Here is a 16631-nt window from a genome sequence, read left to right on the forward strand (position 1 = left end):
TTCTTGACGACCATAGAGCATTGGAACCACCTGATCCCATCCCGAACTCAGCAGTGAAACGATGCATCGCCGATGGTAGTGTGGGGTTTCCCCATGTGAGAGTAGGTCATCGTCAAGATTAAATTCCGAAATCCCTGTCTGCTCACGCAGACGGGGATTTTGTTTTTGTGCCTGAAAAAGAGCCTTCAGGTATTTCTACGGGGAACCCCATTCCTCAAGAGGAGTTACACGCCTCCGACGGCCGCAATTGACGAGGCTAAACCCGTTTTTTGGTCAAAAAAAACCTGCGAACACACTGCTCGCAGGTTGGGATGAAACAAACCGCTAACTTCGAAATCACTCGCCGCGATAAATGCAACCGCTGGTACAGGTTTCGTGAATCCGTATTGCTGACAACTCTGGCAGCAAAGGTTTCAACTGCTGCCATATCCACGTGGCAAGCACTTCGCTCGTTGGATTTTCCAGACCAGGAATGTCATTCAAATAGTTATGATCAAGCACTTCATAGAGAGGCTTGAAAATCGCTTTGATCTCGGAAAAGTCCCGAATCCAGCCAGTCGAAGCGTTTATTTCACCGCTTAAATGGATCGCTACTTTGAATGAGTGGCCGTGCAAGCGTCCGCATTTGTGTCCTTGCGGAACGAAAGGCAGGCGGTGCGCCGACTCGAAGGTAAACTCTTTGAAAATTTCCACAGTGTTAGCAGCTCTTGAAGAAAGGGGGGCTTTCACGTGTGTGATGAAAGCAGAAACAGAGTTTAACAGTTAACCCCGGCGCAGCGCTCAACCTGAGCGGGACCGGAGTATGATCAGCGACAAAATGCCCGATATCTTCAGTTTAAGTTAAGCCATGACCAGTAGAGTTAACACCTCCAGCATTCAATACCACCTTATGCGCTGGACATCAGGAGATACCATGTACGGGAGCGGGGGCGCTAAAGCTCTGCTGGTTTTAATGCTTTTTGGTGTTTGCTCGCTGGCTGTCGCGCGGGATCTGGGGCCGGATGAAGCACTGCGCCTGCGCCAAAAAGGGATTATTTTGCCGTTTGAGCAGTTTGTGGACAGAGCCCTTGAGCGCTATCCGGCTTCCAGATTGCTGGAAGTTGAGTTGGAAAAAAAACACGGTCGCTACGTTTATGAAGTCGAACTGTTGACCAAGAAAGGCGTTGTTCGAGAGCTCAAGTTCGACGCCCGTGATGGTGAATTGTTCGAAGATAAGGAAGACGATTAATGCGTTTGTTGCTGGTTGAAGATCATGTGCCATTGGCTGATGAGTTGACTGCCGCCCTGACCCGTCAAGGTTATGCCGTTGACTGGCTTGCTGATGGCCGTGACGCTCTCCATGAAGGGCAAAGCGAGCCTTATGACTTGATCATTCTTGACTTGGGATTACCGGGTCTGCCCGGCATAGACGTTTTACAACAGTGGCGAGCAGGTGGCGTGACCACCCCAGTCTTGATACTCACAGCCCGCAGCTCTTGGGCGGAGCGGATTGAGGGCCTCAAGGCCGGAGCGGATGATTATCTGACCAAACCCTTCCATCCAGAAGAATTGCAATTGCGGGTGCAGGCGCTGTTACGACGCTCGCATGGCCATGCCAATCAACCGGTATTAACGTCGGCTGGCTTGCAACTGGATGAAGGCCGTCAATGTGTTACCCGGGATGGTGTCGATATTCAACTGACCGCTGCCGAGTTCCGGTTATTGCGGTATTTCATGTTGCATCCGCAACAAATTCTCTCGAAAAGCCATCTATCCGAGCACTTATATGATGGTGAAACCGAGCGTGATTCCAATGTATTGGAAGTGCATGTAAACCACCTGCGCCGCAAATTGGGACGTGATGTGATTGAAACGCGCCGCGGGCAAGGATACATCTTTGGATCGGGCACTCCATGAGATCAATCCAGCGCAGGCTCAGTCTTGGGCTTGTCAGTGTCTTGCTGGTAGCAGGCCTTGTAGTGGGGCAGGTTAGCCTGTGGTTATTTGAAACAGGTCTGCAGCGTTATCTGGAGTCAGGCTTGCAAAATGACAGTGAAAACCTGTTGATTGCATTAAGCCGGGGCCCCCAAGGATTACAACTGGACGAGCGACGTCTGGCGCCCGCTTATCAGCGTCCGTTTTCCGGGCATTACTTCAGTATTGAGTTTGGGGACATCCACTGGAGGTCTCGATCCCTCTGGGACAGTCAACTGCCCAAGACAGCCAAGCCAGGGTTGAGCAGCAAACTCCAGCCAGGCCCGGATAACCAGATGTTGCTCGTGCTGCGAAGCGACTACAAACGTTTGGGGCAGGTGGTTTCCATCACCGTTGCCCAAGATTACTCGCCCATACGCGCCAGCCTGAAGCAAGTACAACGCATTGGTTTAGCCATGGGGGTGGCGGCGTTAATCATCATCCTGATGCTGCAACGTGTAACCGTCCAACGCGCACTGCGGCCATTGGAGATAGCCCGCAAACAAATAGCTCAGTTACAGCAAGGGCAACGCTCTCAATTGGATGCGCAGGTGCCCCTTGAACTGGAGCCGCTGGTCACGCAAATCAACCACCTCCTGGCACACACGGAAGACACCCTTAAGCGTTCACGCAATGCCTTAGGCAATCTGGGGCATGCCCTGAAAACGCCCCTGGCAGTGCTGATGAGTCTTACCAACGACCCACGTCTCGCGGCCTATCCCGAAATCCAGCGCACCTTGCATGACCAACTTGAGCACATAGAACAGCGCATGAACCGCGAACTTAATCGGGCCCGTCTCGCGGGGGATGCCCTACCGGGCGCCCAATTTGATGCCGATGCCGAGTTACCTGCGTTGCTCGCCACCCTAAGCATGATTCACGGCCAGCATCTTACGATCACCTTTGACTCACCGTCGAACCTGCATTTGCCCTGGGATCGCGAAGACATGCTTGAGTTATTGGGCAACTTATTGGACAACGCGTGCAAATGGGCGGATGCCCGCGTCGAGCTGCGTTTGCGGCAAACGGAAGTCGGGTATGACATTCAAGTGCAGGACGACGGTCCGGGCATCCCCGAGGGAGAGCGCGATCAAGTAGTCAGTCGCGGTACGCGTCTCGACGAGCAGACGGCTGGCCATGGTTTGGGACTGGGGATCGTGCGCGACATAGTCGACGCCTGGGGCGCTAGCATGCAGTTGACAACAGGCGAGTGGGGCGGTTTGTTGGTCACTATTGAACTGGTGCACCCAGCAAACGGGGCGACGACAGCCTGAGGCATGTCGTCGCCTTTGCACAATCAGACCCGGAACTGATCCATGAGCGTCTGTTGTTGATTGGCCAGTTCGTTCAGCGACTGACTGACCCGCGCCGATTCATTTGCCTGTTCAGACAATGACTCCGTGACATCACGAATAGTCGACACGTTGTTGTTGATTTCTTCCGCCACCGCGCTCTGTTCTTCCGCCGCGCTGGCAATCTGCAAGTTCATATCCGTAATCACGGTCACGGCATTGCCGATTTGTTGCAGGGCGGTGACGGCCTGTCCGACCTGCTCAACACTGCCTTGCGCCTGACGATGACTATTGCCCATTGAGCTGACGACCACTTGCGTGCCCGCTTGCAATTGCTCAATCACCTGGCGGGTTTCTTCCACGGATTCTTGCGTGCGCCGCGCGAGGTTACGGACTTCATCGGCCACTACTGCGAATCCGCGACCCGCTTCACCGGCCCGGGCCGCCTCAATGGCGGCGTTCAAGGCCAACAAGTTGGTTTGTTCGGCAATGGCGCGAATCACTTCCAGCACCGTCCCGATTTTTTCACTGTTGGCTGCCAGCCCCTCCACTTGGGTCATGGCGTCGTTCATGTCGGCAGCCAGGTGATCGATGCTGTTGGTGGTGCGGTCAATGATGGTCAAGCCTTCACGGGTCGCCTGGTCTGCATCCCGCGCGGCTTGCGCAGCCTGAGCGGCGCTGCGGGCAACGTCCTGTGCCGTGGCACTCATTTCGTGGGACGCCGTGGCAGCCTGGTCGACCTGACGGTATTGCTGCTCCATACCAGCGCTGGTCTGCGTGGCAATGGCGGCCGATTGATCGGCAGTGCTGCGCGCATCCTGCACGGAGCGTTTGACCTCGGCAATGATCGGCTGCAGCTTGTCCAGAAAACGGTTAAACCAACCGGCCAACTGGCCAAGCTCGTCTTTTTTGTCGTACGTCAGGCGGCGCGTCAGGTCACCTTCGCCACTGGCGATATCCTCCAGCATGTGAGCCACGCCCAGGATAGGACGCGTTACGCTGCGCGCCATGAACCAGATAAGCACCAGGCCGACGATCGCCGCCAGCAGGCCCAGGCTCAGCTCAATCAATGTGCCGGCGTTATTGCGCTCATCCAGCTCGGCCTGCAAGGTTTCAGCCGGGCCGACCAGCACTTTTTCAGGCACGTCCAGCAAAACCCCCCAAGGTTGGCTCCCCGGGATGGGAAAGAACGGCGTGAGTACTTTCAGACGCCCCTGATTGCGCAGGCTTTGGGCTTGCCCGCCCGTGGTCATCATGTGCAGCAGTTGTGCGCCATTTTCACGATCTACGGCATCCAGGCGCTGACTGAGCTTGCTGGCGTCGGCACTGTAGCCTGCGAGCAAACCGACCGAGCTGATAATGCCTACGTTGGTCTGGCCGCCGTAAAGTTTCTGGCTGGCGTCCTGGCTGAGGGCTTGCAGGCTGTTGAGATTAATATCCACGGACAGCGATGCAATCACTTTGCCGTTAACCATGAGGGGAAATACGATGCTGGTCAGCAGCACGTTTTGCCCGTCTATTTCATAAAAGTAGGGCTCAATGATGCACGGCTTCAGGGTCTTGCGCGGGCAAGTGAACCAGGCGTTATTGGCCTGTCCGCTCGGACCGGTGCTGGTATCAGCCATGTCACTTTCAGGAAGCGCCATCGACGTCAGCTTGCCCGGCGTCGGTTGCGACCAATACAGGGCAAAACGGCCTTTGTCGTTACTGCCCAGCTCTTTTTGATGATCAAACAGCTGGTCTTTGCCATCCAGCGCGTTCGCTTCAAACACCAGAGACAAACCGAGCAAGTCCGGGTTGGCCTGCAAGGCGGCTTTTACCTGACGGGTCAGGTCTTCGCGCAGATCAAACGCATCCAGAAAACGTTTTTCCGATTGCTCGCGCAGAAAGAGCACCTGACGGGCGAAGCCATTTCCATATTGATACGCATCCATGAACTGGCGACTGATGGCCAGCGCCTGAGCCTCGCCCTGTGATTCGATACGGGCTTGGGCTGACTCATTGAGCATCTGGGTGCTGGAGGCTTTCACCAGCTCCGAATTGTGCTCCATGCGATAAAGGGACAATCCCACCAGCAACGTCACAATCGCCAATAAACAAAGTCCGGAAAGCAGGGTGATTTTCCATTGAATGGAAAGCTGTCTGATCGACATGGAGACATCCTAAAAAGAGGCTTTGTCTGTTAGCGGCCGATTGACACATTTCTTTACCGTTGAAACCTGAAATCAGGCTTTTTAAAATTTGATTTGGCCCTTTATTTACTAGGGTTAAAGCCGGATGCGGGGCGTTTGATGGCAAGACAAGGCACGCGCTTTGACAAGGCGGCAATGCTGCTGCAAAGTGTGCGCCCTCAAATAAATCCTCCTTTCCAAATCCGGCGACTGGAACAGCAGTCTTTTGCCCGGAATCATCCGCACGACGGTGTTTTCACGTTGTGTGAACCATGAGGTTGTAATGATAAATGCAGTTGTTGCCGCGGTCGGCATCATGTTGGTGCTCAGTCTGTCCCGTGTGCATGTGGTCATCGCTCTGATCGTCGGTGCTGTCGTCGGCGGCCTGGTGGGTGGGTTGGGTGTCGAAGAAACCCTTAATGCGTTCAACAGCGGGCTGGGCGGTGGAGCGCAGGTCGCACTGTCGTATGCAATGCTCGGTGCCTTCGCTGTAGCCATCGCCAAATCAGGCCTGGCACATGCCTTGGCCGATAAAGCCCTCACATTGGTTAACAAACAACAGACTGCAGGCGGGAACCGGATCAAGTGGTTATTGATCGTCCTGTTGCTAGTGGTGGCCATATCGTCGCAGAACATCTTGCCGATCCACATTGCGTTTATCCCTTTGCTGGTGCCTCCGCTGCTGTACGTCTTGACCAAATTGCGGATCGACCGTCGCCTGATTGCCTGTGTCATGACATTTGGCCTGATCACGCCGTACATGTTCTTGCCTGTGGGCTTTGGCAACATTTTCCTCAACCAGATCTTGCTCGCCAATGTCAGCAAAGGGGGCGTGGACATCAGCCAGGTCAATGTCACCCACGCCATGGCCATTCCGGCGTTGGGCATGCTGTTCGGTTTGCTGGTTGCCGTGTTTATCAGCTACCGCAAAAAGCGTGAGTACGACTTGTCGAAAATCGAGCAGGTCGAGCAAACTGCCATTCGCTATAACCCGCGCACCCTGCTGGTCGCCGGTGTGGCCATCGCGGCGGCCTTCATTGTTCAACTGTGGCTGGGTTCGATGATCATTGGCGCACTGGTCGGTTTTCTGATTTTTTCTGCCTCGGGCATCGTGCGCTGGCGTGAGACCGACGACCTGTTTACCGAAGGCATGAAAATGATGGCCATGATCGGCTTCATCATGATTGCGGCCTCGGGGTTTGCCGAAGTGATGAAAGCCACTGGCGAAGTGAAATCCCTGGTTGAGGCGTCTGCCGGCTGGATCAATCACAGTAAAGGCGTCGGAGCACTGCTGATGCTGCTGGTCGGCTTGCTGGTGACCATGGGGATTGGCTCGTCGTTTTCGACCGTGCCCATCCTGGCAGCCATTTTCGTTCCGCTCTGCGTTCAACTGGGTTTCAGTCCAATGGCCATCGTTTGCATCGTGGGCACTGCCGGTGCGTTAGGCGATGCCGGGTCCCCGGCTTCAGATTCAACCCTCGGTCCGACCTCCGGTCTGAACGTTGACGGCCAGCATCACCATATTTGGGACACCGTGGTGCCCACTTTCCTGCATTACAACTTGCCACTGCTGGCGTTCGGCTGGGTTGCGGCAATGACGCTGTAAGCGGCGGGCTGACCATTTATGAATAAACACCTGTGTGCGGTCTTAACTTTGTAGGATTCAGGCCGTTAACGCAGTAAGTCGTTTCTTAAAAAGAGTAAAAGCCATGCGCCTGAGCCTGAAGGCAAAAGTGTTGTCCCTCGCAGTGTTGCCGGTCTTGTTGTTTGCTCTGGTCATGAGTCTGACGACTGTCTGGATTTTGCAAAATCAGGCCAACCAGGAAGTGGAGGAAACTCGGCAGCGCCTGCTCAATGACGCAAAGGCCACCCTGAAAAGCTACGTTGAAGTGGCGATGACCGCGATCAAGCCTCTCTACGATGCCGCGCAACCGGGGGATGAGGCTGCGCGGGCGCAGGTGATCAAGTTGCTCTCCAACATCACCTACGGCACTGACGGCTATTTTTTCGGCTATGACTCGCAAACCGTGCGCCTGTTCAAAGGCAATAGCCCGGAAGGCGTCGGCAAAAACTTTCAGGACAATCGCGATCCGAATGGCGTGTACACCAACCGCGAGCTGGTGCGCGTGGCCAAGGACGGCAGCCATTATGCTCAATACAGCTCCTCATTGCCGGGCAACGAACGCGTATTAGTACCCAAATTGGGCTATACCGAGTACTTGCCCAAATGGGACATGGTGATCGGTACCGTCGTTAACCTCGATGGCATCGAAGCGCAGGTGGCGGAGGTCGAAGCCAGTGTCAAAGAGCGCATGCAAGGCATGATCCTCAGCATCGTGGCCATCACCTTTGTCGTTCTCCTGGTCATCGCAGTGATTGGCATGTTGGTAGCCAATACCATCCTGCGCCCCTTGCACCTGATGAAAGCCAACCTGGACGATATTGCCGCGGGCGAGGGTGACTTGACCCATCGTCTGGCGATCACCAGTCAGGACGAACTCGGCGACCTGGCCCGTTCGTTCAACCGCTTCGTGGATAAAATCCACGCGATGGTTCGTCAGATCACGGACATGACGTTCCAATTGACGACGCTGGTCGGGCAAGTATCTGATCAGGCTCATCGTTCTGAGCAGGCCATGGAGCGTCAGCGTCACGAGACGGATCAAGTGGCCACTGCCATCAATGAAATGTCCTCGGCCGCCCAAGAGGTGGCCCGCAGTGCTCAGGGCGCTTCGGTCGCGGCGCAGAAAACCGATGAGGAAGGCCAGGTGGCCAAGCGTGTGGTCGACGGCAGCATTCAGCAGATCCATGCGTTGGTCAGCGACATCCGCAGCAGCGGGTCTTCGTTGGACAGTTTGCAGCAGGACGTGACCTCAATTGTCAGCGTACTGGGTGTGATCCGCTCCATTGCTGACCAGACCAACTTGCTGGCCTTGAACGCTGCCATTGAGGCTGCGCGAGCGGGTGAAGCGGGTCGGGGCTTTGCGGTCGTCGCCGATGAGGTGCGTGCGCTGGCCAGCCGTACCCAGCAAAGCACGCAAGAGATTCAAGGCATGATCGACCGCTTGCAACAGGGCACCGATGAGGCGGTCCAAGCCATGCGTCGTTCCAGCGAAGCGGGTGTCGGCACTTCCGAGCAAGCCAATCAGGCGGGTGAATCACTGGACGCCATGGCGCAACTGATTGGCACCATCAACTCGATGAACGCACAAATTGCCAGTGCAGCAGAAGAGCAGACGGCGGTAGCCGAAGAGATCAACCGCAGTGTTCACCAGATTGCTGTCGCCGTGGATAACGTGGCAGACGAAACCCAGCAGGGCGCGCAAACGACTCGCAGCCTGGCGCAGTTGGGGCAGCGGCTCGGAGACCTGGTCGGTCAGTTTCGTATTTGATTGGCCGATGCTGGCGAAGGTGACGAACTTTTCGTTCCCTTCGCCAGCGGTTTGAGGTTCAGGGTAATTCGATGCGGCCAGTCTCGCCCGGTACGGTGGGCCATTGCCCGGCAGTCCAGCGAGCCCTGGCCCGCTCAATCAGCGCCTGATCGCTGGCGACGAAATTCCAGTTCATTCGACGTGGCCCGTCCAGGGTTGCGCCGCCGAGAATCACAACGTGACAGGGACTGTCAGCGCAAAGCATCACATCCTCTCCTGCCGACAACACGTTGAGTGTGCGAACCTCCAGCGGCTCGCCATCGGCTTTCGCATCGCCCTCCAGCACATACACCGCACGCTCTTCATGCTCAGCCGGGATCAGCAACGTGGTCGCAGTCTGCATCTGTACGTCGGCGTAGAGCGTGGGAGAAAGCACGGGCACCGGGGAGGTCAAGCAAAACCCGGAACCTGCAATCAGGCAAATCCTGACACCCAAGGTGTCGCTGACGGGCAGGCTGTCAGCCGGGTGATAGCGATAGTGGCCAGGCCCTTGTTCATGCTCTGTGGGAGACGCAAGCCACACCTGCAGGCCATGAATATCAGAGCCGGCAGAAAGAAAGGGCTCAGGGGTTCGTTCAATGTGAGCAATGGCTGCCCCTGCCGTCATCCAGCTGACATCACCCGGTCCGACGTGTTGATCGGAGCCCAGGCTGTCCTTGTGCTGCAAATGACCTTCATACAAATAGGTAAGGGTCGACAGACCGATATGAGGATGCTGTCGGATATTCATCCCATGGCCTGGCAGATAGCGGCTCTGCAGGATGTGATCAAAAAACACAAAAGGGCCGACACTGCGGCACTTGGCAGAAGGAAGCGGACGCAGAATAGGTTGGCCTTCCACTGCTTCAGCGCGGGGGCGAATCACGATACGTGCAGACATGAGCCTGCTCCGGCAATCAAGGAGCGTTGAGCATACCCCAACGCTCCGCGTTAGCGCGCTCCGTTTACTGGCTGAAGGCGCCTTCAGACAGGTGCGTTTCGATCTCAATCTCAGCGGATGTCATGAGTTTGTGTACCGGGCATTTGTCCGCGACTTTGTGCAGATCCTGGCGCTGTGCGTCCGTCAATACGCCCTTGAGTGTCAGCTTGACGATCAGTTTGTAACGGCCTTTTTGTTCCTGCTCGGCATCGTGCTTGATCTCGACCGTGACGCCTGTCAGCGGGATGTCTTTCTTTTGCGCATACATCTTCAGTGTCAACGCTTTGCAGGCGGCCAATGACGCATCGAAGTAGTCGTGAGGTGACGGCGCACTTCCTTCGCCGCCCGCGCTTTTGGGCACGTCGGTAAACAGTTCGTAGTCGTCGATCTTGATGCTGTGACGAAAACCATCTTGCGACACAGTATTAACGGTAACAGTCATGGCAAACCTCAGCTTGGCAGTGATTAAAGGTCCTGATCTTTATAGAGCATCTGGGGGATTGTGCGTTCCATTTAAAACCAGGGCATGAACCCCGGAGCCTCTGATCGGGTCTACTCGTATCACTACATGAGGATGACGCATTGAGATTCACATCTGTGTTTTTGGCTTTGGGGGTGTTGGCGGTCTGTGCCACGGTGCAGGCTCGCGAATATGCTTACAGCGACGCGCATTTGCATTACGTGGATTTTTTCCAGGAAACCGCCGGTATGCCTGAGTTGCTGCGAGCGATGGAGAAAAATCGCATTCAACACGTGATGATTTCTGGCATTCCAGTGGCCAAAAAGTGGCATGAAGACGAACCCAAGCGCCCTCGTTACTACGCGGGTGACGACGCTGACGCTTATTGGTACAGCGCAACCGATGTGTGGGTGGCGGAGGCGGTCAAGCAGCTTAGCGCTGAGCAACGTCGGCATTTTCATCCGTTTCTGTCGGGGTTTAATCCGAATGACAAGAATTCCGCCGCGCACATACAGCGCATGCTCGACCTCAATCCGGGGCTGTGGCAAGGCATTGGCGAGGTCTTCACCCGTCACGACGACCTGACGGCACTGATTTCCGGGGATACGCCACGAGCCAACAATGAGGCGATGATGCGTATTTACACCTTGGCGGCCGAGCATGACCTGCCGGTGCTGGTGCATTCGAATATCACGTCAAAGCGTGAAAAAAATCCGTTATACCTGGCAGAAATCGAAGAACCGCTGGGCCAACACCCTGATACGCGCTTTATTTGGGCGCATGCCGGTACCAGCGCCGAGATTCATCGGCATCAAACACAGATGGAGTTTTTATTGCCGACGTTGACCCGTTTGCTGGCCACTTATCCCAATCTTTATATCGACCTGTCCTGGAGCATGCTCACGCCTTATCTGCTGGATGAACAAGGCAAGCCCCGACCTGAGTGGGTAGCGTTAGTGAAGCGCCATCCTGAGCGCTTCATGTTGGGGTCAGATGTGGTAGGGCGGTTCGACAAGTTAGGCCAGGAAATGCGCAGCTTTGATCCCTTTTTAAACGCGCTGCCAGTGGAGGTTGCTCATAAGGTTGCCAAAGATAACTTTTTAGCCATCTTGCCCAAGAATAAAAATTGATTCTCTCTCAGTGATTCCAGCAGCGCGACACTGTTTAAATAGGCGTGATAAGCACGCCTAAACATGCGCGTCAGTTCATCTACAGATGTTGGCGCGCACTTGCTGATAGGCGTAACAGTACAGTCTTAATCCTGGTAGTCGCTGGCCAATGGACTTCCTTTCATAACGTAATGACCCTCAAGGTTGGCCAGGTTCTCCAGCGCGGGCTCGTAGTGTTTAGACGTGGACAGTAACTGGAAATCGACCTGCCTATTTTCAGTGTGTGTAGCGTCTTTAGCGGCTGACGACGTGAGTTCGATGACCCCTGTATGTTCATCGTGGGTGTATGCGGTCCAGGGCTTGTTGAAAACGAGTGTTCCTTTCCCGACTTTAAAAGAAACGCTCCAGTGGCTGACATTCTTATCAGGCAAATCAAGGCTGATCCTGTGACTGTAGACGCGTTTGCCACTTAAGTTATCTTCCCAACTGGCGAGCAGTTCTTGTTTTAAGTTCATTTTGACTCTGGGGTCAAAAGGCGCTCTTACCCGCAATGGGGTCGAGACACCCCGTACGCCTTCTGGGCTGTAATACGTGAAGGTACCGACTTCGACGACACTACCGTCAGTGGGTAAGTTGCCGCACGTTACGTAGACAAAAATCTCGGATTTCCAGTGCTCTGAGTTGAAGGAAGGCACGTAGAACCAGTGCCCGTCGCGACCATTAGGGTGCGCTTGGTAACCGTATTGAGCGTTGTACATAAAAATGCCGTTAACGTGACTGTTACTGCTAGGGGTCATGATGGCTTCAAGTTTTGCCCCATAACGCTCCTTTTCGCCTGTTGTTTCCAGGAGAACAACAAGTTTGTTTTTTACCCCGCTCATCGCGAGAGGTAACGCCTTCTGTTTCATATTAAGCATGATTGATTTCATGGCTCTTCCTTGTGCGCGTAAGTATTAATCGTTGTGTTGGCGGTTTAAATAAACGTAGTCGACAAGGAGTGAGGTGTATTAAAGGGGTGTTTTTGAATGTTTCGATAGGCCGTGAGCGCTGTTTTAATTTCTTGTAAATGGCGCGTCATTACGGTGTTGGAGGTCGTTAATAATCAACGGGGTTTGAGGTCATTAAGCGGGGGTGAATCATTTCGATGGGGGTAATACTTGGTGGCGAAATAGCGCTTCTGAAGGTAAATGCCAGCCACAAAAAAGCCCTGACGGGTCAGGGCTTTTTTATGAGGCAAGGGGTTGGCTTATTTGCCCGCCCAACGCTTGAGAATCAGCGTGGCATTAGTGCCGCCGAAACCGAAGCTGTTGCTCATCACCGTGTCGATTTTTGCATCTTCACGGGTTTTGGTCAGGATCGGCATGTCGGCGACCGCCGGATCCAGTTCCTCAATGTTGGCCGAGCCAGCAATGAAGTTGCCTTCCATCATCAGCATGCAGTAGATCGCTTCGTGAACGCCTGCGGCGCCCAGGGAGTGACCCGACAGGCTCTTGGTGGAGCTGATGGCGGGAGCATTTTCACCGAACACTTCACGCACACCTTTCATCTCGGCAATGTCGCCGACCGGGGTCGAGGTGCCGTGGGTGTTGATGTAGTCGATTGGGGCGTCAACGGTAGACATTGCCATCTGCATGCAACGAATGGCGCCTTCACCGCTTGGGGCAACCATGTCGTAACCGTCGGATGTTGCACCGTAACCGACAATCTCGGCGTAGATTTTGGCGCCGCGGGCCAGAGCGTGCTCCAGCTCCTCAACCACAACCATGCCGCCACCACCGGCAATGACGAAACCGTCACGCTTGGCATCGTAGGCACGGGAGGCTTTTTCCGGCGTGTCGTTGTATTGGCTGGAAAGGGCGCCCATGGCGTCGAACAGGAACGATTGGCTCCAGTGTTCTTCTTCACCGCCGCCGGCGAATACGATGTCCTGCTTGCCCATCTGAATCTGTTCCATGGCAGTACCGATGCAGTGAGCACTGGTGGCGCAGGCAGAAGCAATGGAGTAGTTCAGGCCCTTGATCTTGAACGGTGTGGCCAGGCAAGCCGAAACGGTGCTGCTCATGGTCCGCGTTACACGGTATGGGCCAACACGTTTAACGCCTTTTTCGCGCAGGATGTCCAGCGCTTCCATCTGGTTCAGGGTCGACGCGCCGCCCGAACCGGCAATCAGGCCGGTACGCGGGTTGGAGACTTGCTCCTCGGTCAGGCCCGAATCAGTGATGGCGTCTTTCATGGCCAAGTAAGCGTATGCAGCTGCGTGGCCGACGAAACGATAAATCTTGCGATCGATCAGTTCTTCGAGGTTCAGGTCAATGGAGCCGGAAACCTGGCTACGCAGACCCATTTCGGCATATTCCGGGTTGAATCGGATGCCAGGGCGACTTGCACGCAGGTTAGCGGAGACGGTCTCTTTGTCATTGCCCAGGCACGAAACGATGCCCAGACCAGTGATAACGACGCGGCGCATGCGGATAACCCTTAGAAGTTGTCAGTTGAAGTGAAAACGCCGACGCGAAGGCCTTCGGCGGTGTAGATTTCGCGACCGTCAACGGCCACCGAACCATCGGCAATGGCCAGGTTCAGCTTGCCCTTGAGGACGCGCTTTATATGGATGTTGTAAGTGACTTTCTGTGCGGTCGGCAGGACCTGGCCGAAGAACTTCACTTCGCCTGAACCCAAGGCACGACCGCGGCCCGGCAGACCTTGCCAGCCGAGGTAGAAACCCACCAGTTGCCACATGGCGTCGAGGCCCAGGCAACCTGGCATCACCGGGTCACCTTCAAAGTGACAGGCGAAGAACCACAGGTCAGGGGTGATATCCAGCTCGGCGACCAATTCACCTTTGCCGTACTTGCCACCCTCTTCACTGATATGGGTGATGCGATCCACCATCAGCATGTTAGGGGCGGGCAGTTGCGCGTTACCTGGGCCGAACAGTTCGCCGCGGCTACAGCGCAGCAGATCTTCCCGAGTAAAGGCGTTTTGTTTGGTCATGCGAGCTCCTCAATAATCCCATGCGGCAAGGTGGGGCAAAACTTCCCGACCAACTGAAACATACCCGTCTCAGTTCGCCAGCCTACACATAGACTATTGCGTAGTAGTGAAAGTCACAGCGCCAAGGGCACAAATGTACACTTGTTCACTGAAATTGTAATTCAGGCCGGTCAAGGGCCCCAATCGGGTGCCTAAGACTGCCGCACTTTTAGGTTTTACGCCAGTCGCAGGTAGGCTAATAGCCATAAGTTACTGGACCCAGCGCCGCAGTATTTGCTCCAGATCAGTACGTTTGAACGGCTTGGCCAGGTAATCGTTCATTCCGGCTTGCAGGCACGCCTCGCGGTCGCCCTGCAAGGCGTTGGCGGTCAGCGCAATGATGGGCACGTCCGTGCAACCCGACAATTGGCGGATCTGCCGGGTCGCCTCATAACCGTCAATGATCGGCAGCCTGCAATCCATCAGGATGGCTGTAAATGCCTCGGTGTTGGCCCGGTGGATGGCCTGTGCGCCGTCACTGACCATGCTCACTTCATACCCCAGGCTGCTGAGCATGGCGTCGATAACGGTCTGATTGACCGGGTTATCTTCCACCAGCAGAATCTTGCGTCCTTTGATGCACGCGTTGTCCGCAGCCATCGCCGGCCTTGGGTTAATGGCAATGCTCTGGTGCAGCTCAAGGGGGATCTCCAGGGTGAAGACCGAGCCTTGAGCTTCTTCGCTTTGCGCAAGCAAGCGACCGCCCATGCGTTCAGCCAGGGTGCGGGCAATGGGCAAGCCAAGCCCGGTGCCGCCGTAGCGTCGAGAAATCGAACTGTCGGCTTGCTGGAAGGCCTTGAACATCGACTCCAGCTTGTCTGCGCTGATCCCGATCCCGCTGTCGCGTACCGTGCAAGTGAACCAGATCAGTTCATGGTCCAGCGGTTGCCAGGCCGGCTCGATACTGACTTGACCCTGCTCGGTGAACTTCAGTGCGTTGCCGATCAAGTTCACCAGTATCTGACGAATCCGCGTGGGGTCGCCCATGACCTGTAAATCCTGCAAGCCCTGGGCCATGCTCAAGTTCAGTTTCAGACCACGCTGTACGGCACTGTGCTGAAACGCCTGCGCGCAATTGCCCACCAGCTCGGCAAGGTTGAACGGAATCTGCTCCAGCTCCAGGGTGGAACGCTCGATTCTGGAGAAATCGAGGATGTCGTTGATGACCTTGAGCAAGTGTTCCGTGGACTCCGAGGCCAGTGCGGCGTACTCAGCTTGTTCGTCCGTCATGTGGGTGGTTTCAAGCAATTGCAGCATCCCCAGAACACCGTTCATCGGCGTGCGCAACTCATGACTCATCATGGCCAGAAAGTCGGTTTTTGCGCTGTTGGCACGCTCTGCTTCCTCGCGGGTCTGGATCAACTGAGCGATCGCGGTCTGTTGTTCGCGGCTGGCTTGGGCCAGGCCGTGCGCCAGGTTGTTAATGTGGCGGGCCAGGCTGCCGAGTTCACCATCGTCAACCACCGGTAAAGGCGTGTTGAAGTGCCCCTGTTGAATTGCCTTTACCGCATCGCTCATGTCGCTGATCGGCTGGGACAGGTTGGACGCCAGGCGCCGCGCCAGCAAGTAGGTAAAGCCCAATGCAAACAGCGCAAGGATCATGGCTTTCAACAGGATGTCCTGCTGGCGCTCATTGAAGGCATCACTGGACATGCCCACCAGCACCCGCCCCAGGTAATCCTCGGTGGCAGGCGTCATGGGATCGTTGTCGGGTCTTCCTGAAATGCTTTGAACCCGCACGGGCGCCTCAAACACTTCTACATCCCGGGTGCGACCCTTATCGGCCAAAGGTTGCTGCGCATGCACCAGCACCTGGTTGGCGCGGTCCTGAACCTGCACGAATTGCACGTGAGGGGTGTTCAACGAGGCTTGCATCAGGGTTTCCAGCACGTGCGTGTTACCGGAAATCACTCCGAATTCCGTGGCTGGGGCCAGTTGGTTAGCAATCAACTGGCCTGTGTGGTTGAGCTCTTGACGCAAATCCTGCAGGCGCACGAAGGTAAAAAAGCTGATGAGCATCAGGGTCAACAGCAAAGCAGGGCCCAGGCTCATCATTTGGGTACGGGCGTGAATATCCCAGCGGCGTCGGTCAGCCATGAGTGAGAGGTTCCGTGAGCCAGCGCCAGGGTGCCGAGATCAGCCGTGACGTGCAGTCAGTCATGCAGGTGCGCAGCCAGGCTGCCTCGAGTGTGGATGATGGGCGGCATGTTAACCGAGCTGAATCAGTTTTCCAGTCAAAACCATGCATTTTCTGAGGGAACAG

14 protein-coding genes, 1 rRNA gene and 2 pseudogenes are annotated in these 16631 nt (G+C 55.5%); 8 read left to right on the forward strand and 9 right to left on the reverse strand.

The features are described 5' to 3' along the window. The first annotated feature begins 2 nt into the window (after positions 1-2). A 5S ribosomal RNA gene (gene rrf, locus V6F78_RS19995) occupies positions 3-118 on the forward strand. A gap of 218 nt (positions 119-336) precedes the next feature. On the opposite strand, the gene queD is transcribed toward rrf, so the two are convergent. Then, the gene (queD, locus tag V6F78_RS20000) at positions 337-693 is read right to left on the reverse strand and encodes a 6-carboxytetrahydropterin synthase QueD (RefSeq protein ID WP_070415130.1); all 357 of its coding nucleotides are present in this window, start codon (positions 691-693) and stop codon (positions 337-339) included. 220 nt (positions 694-913) lie between these two features. Here queD and V6F78_RS20005 point away from each other — a divergent pair, with 220 nt between their 5' ends. The 3 genes from V6F78_RS20005 to V6F78_RS20015 are packed head-to-tail and all read left to right on the forward strand — an operon-like array spanning position 914 to position 3227. Then, positions 914-1228 carry a PepSY domain-containing protein gene (locus tag V6F78_RS20005; protein ID WP_047294667.1) on the forward strand — a complete coding sequence of 105 codons (315 nt, stop codon included), beginning with the start codon at positions 914-916 and terminating at the stop codon, positions 1226-1228. Beyond that, positions 1228-1896 (forward strand): response regulator transcription factor, encoded by a 669-nt coding sequence (locus V6F78_RS20010; RefSeq protein ID WP_047276017.1) that lies wholly within the window; start codon positions 1228-1230, stop codon positions 1894-1896. The genes V6F78_RS20005 and V6F78_RS20010 overlap by 1 nt, the downstream gene beginning before the upstream one ends. Continuing rightward, on the forward strand, positions 1893-3227 hold the full coding sequence (locus V6F78_RS20015; RefSeq protein ID WP_047294665.1) for an ATP-binding protein: 1335 nt from the start codon (positions 1893-1895) through the stop codon (positions 3225-3227). The genes V6F78_RS20010 and V6F78_RS20015 overlap by 4 nt, the downstream gene beginning before the upstream one ends. Positions 3228-3250: 23 nt before the next feature. Here the strand turns inward: V6F78_RS20015 and V6F78_RS22510 are convergent, their stop codons facing one another. Continuing rightward, positions 3251-4006, reverse strand: coding sequence for a methyl-accepting chemotaxis protein (locus V6F78_RS22510; RefSeq protein ID WP_390898191.1), 756 nt, complete (start codon positions 4004-4006; stop codon positions 3251-3253). A gap of 102 nt (positions 4007-4108) precedes the next feature. Next, positions 4109-5398: pseudogene (locus V6F78_RS22515) on the reverse strand (HAMP domain-containing protein); the annotation flags it as partial. A gap of 304 nt (positions 5399-5702) precedes the next feature. Between V6F78_RS22515 and V6F78_RS20025 the strand changes: the two are divergent. The 3 genes and pseudogenes from V6F78_RS20025 to V6F78_RS22525 all read left to right on the forward strand — a co-directional run bounded on the left by V6F78_RS20025 (position 5703) and on the right by V6F78_RS22525 (position 8808). Further along, a complete protein-coding gene (locus V6F78_RS20025; RefSeq protein ID WP_162199710.1) occupies positions 5703-7022 on the forward strand; it encodes a Na+/H+ antiporter family protein in 1320 nt (439 codons plus the stop codon). A 172-nt stretch (positions 7023-7194) separates the two neighbouring features. Continuing rightward, a pseudogene (locus tag V6F78_RS22520) lies at positions 7195-7950 on the forward strand (cache domain-containing protein); the annotation flags it as partial. 102 nt (positions 7951-8052) lie between these two features. Continuing rightward, positions 8053-8808 carry a methyl-accepting chemotaxis protein gene (locus V6F78_RS22525; protein WP_371058400.1) on the forward strand — a complete coding sequence of 252 codons (756 nt, stop codon included), beginning with the start codon at positions 8053-8055 and terminating at the stop codon, positions 8806-8808. 58 nt (positions 8809-8866) lie between these two features. Here V6F78_RS22525 and V6F78_RS20035 read toward each other — a convergent pair whose 3' ends face one another. Together V6F78_RS20035 and V6F78_RS20040 are read right to left on the reverse strand one after the other, a co-directional pair. Next, a complete protein-coding gene (locus V6F78_RS20035) occupies positions 8867-9727 on the reverse strand; it encodes a pirin family protein (protein ID WP_047294658.1) in 861 nt (286 codons plus the stop codon). A gap of 64 nt (positions 9728-9791) precedes the next feature. Further along, positions 9792-10208, reverse strand: a complete 417-nt coding sequence (locus tag V6F78_RS20040; RefSeq protein ID WP_047294656.1) for an OsmC family protein — start codon at positions 10206-10208, stop codon at positions 9792-9794. A gap of 140 nt (positions 10209-10348) precedes the next feature. Between V6F78_RS20040 and V6F78_RS20045 the strand changes: the two genes are divergently transcribed. Continuing rightward, positions 10349-11356, forward strand: coding sequence for an amidohydrolase family protein (locus V6F78_RS20045; protein WP_047276034.1), 1008 nt, complete (start codon positions 10349-10351; stop codon positions 11354-11356). Between the two features lie 125 nt (positions 11357-11481). Here V6F78_RS20045 and V6F78_RS20050 read toward each other — a convergent pair whose 3' ends face one another. From V6F78_RS20050 to V6F78_RS20065, 4 genes are all read right to left on the reverse strand, one after another. Beyond that, positions 11482-12264 (reverse strand): hypothetical protein, encoded by a 783-nt coding sequence (locus V6F78_RS20050; protein WP_047294652.1) that lies wholly within the window; start codon positions 12262-12264, stop codon positions 11482-11484. A gap of 317 nt (positions 12265-12581) precedes the next feature. Continuing rightward, positions 12582-13802 (reverse strand): beta-ketoacyl-ACP synthase I, encoded by a 1221-nt coding sequence (gene fabB / locus V6F78_RS20055; protein WP_047276038.1) that lies wholly within the window; start codon positions 13800-13802, stop codon positions 12582-12584. Positions 13803-13813: 11 nt separating this feature from the next. Continuing rightward, positions 13814-14329 (reverse strand): 3-hydroxyacyl-[acyl-carrier-protein] dehydratase FabA, encoded by a 516-nt coding sequence (gene fabA, locus V6F78_RS20060; RefSeq protein ID WP_047276121.1) that lies wholly within the window; start codon positions 14327-14329, stop codon positions 13814-13816. Positions 14330-14578: 249 nt separating this feature from the next. Then, a complete protein-coding gene (locus V6F78_RS20065; RefSeq protein WP_047276043.1) occupies positions 14579-16465 on the reverse strand; it encodes a response regulator in 1887 nt (628 codons plus the stop codon). Positions 16466-16631: the final 166 nt, after the last annotated feature.

This window comes from Pseudomonas sp. ESBL9 (assembly GCF_036668715.1).
Taxonomy (GTDB): Bacteria; Pseudomonadota; Gammaproteobacteria; order Pseudomonadales; family Pseudomonadaceae; genus Aquipseudomonas; species Aquipseudomonas lundensis.

Excerpts from the sequence above, each read along its gene's own strand:
- V6F78_RS20040 (WP_047294656.1), bottom strand. The coding sequence starts at position 10,208 with ATGACTGTTACCGTTAATACTGTGTCGCAAGATGGTTTTCGTCACAGC.
- V6F78_RS20065 (WP_047276043.1), bottom strand. The coding sequence starts at position 16,465 with ATGGCTGACCGACGCCGCTGGGATATTCACGCCCGTACCCAAATGATG.
- V6F78_RS22510 (WP_390898191.1), bottom strand. The coding sequence starts at position 4,006 with ATGGAGCAGCAATACCGTCAGGTCGACCAGGCTGCCACGGCGTCCCAC.
- V6F78_RS20015 (WP_047294665.1), top strand. The coding sequence starts at position 1,893 with ATGAGATCAATCCAGCGCAGGCTCAGTCTTGGGCTTGTCAGTGTCTTG.
- V6F78_RS20010 (WP_047276017.1), top strand. The coding sequence starts at position 1,228 with ATGCGTTTGTTGCTGGTTGAAGATCATGTGCCATTGGCTGATGAGTTG.
- V6F78_RS22525 (WP_371058400.1), top strand. The coding sequence starts at position 8,053 with ATGGAGCGTCAGCGTCACGAGACGGATCAAGTGGCCACTGCCATCAAT.
- V6F78_RS20005 (WP_047294667.1), top strand. The coding sequence starts at position 914 with ATGTACGGGAGCGGGGGCGCTAAAGCTCTGCTGGTTTTAATGCTTTTT.
- fabA (WP_047276121.1), bottom strand. The coding sequence starts at position 14,329 with ATGACCAAACAAAACGCCTTTACTCGGGAAGATCTGCTGCGCTGTAGC.
- V6F78_RS20035 (WP_047294658.1), bottom strand. The coding sequence starts at position 9,727 with ATGTCTGCACGTATCGTGATTCGCCCCCGCGCTGAAGCAGTGGAAGGC.
- fabB (WP_047276038.1), bottom strand. The coding sequence starts at position 13,802 with ATGCGCCGCGTCGTTATCACTGGTCTGGGCATCGTTTCGTGCCTGGGC.
- V6F78_RS20050 (WP_047294652.1), bottom strand. The coding sequence starts at position 12,264 with ATGAAATCAATCATGCTTAATATGAAACAGAAGGCGTTACCTCTCGCG.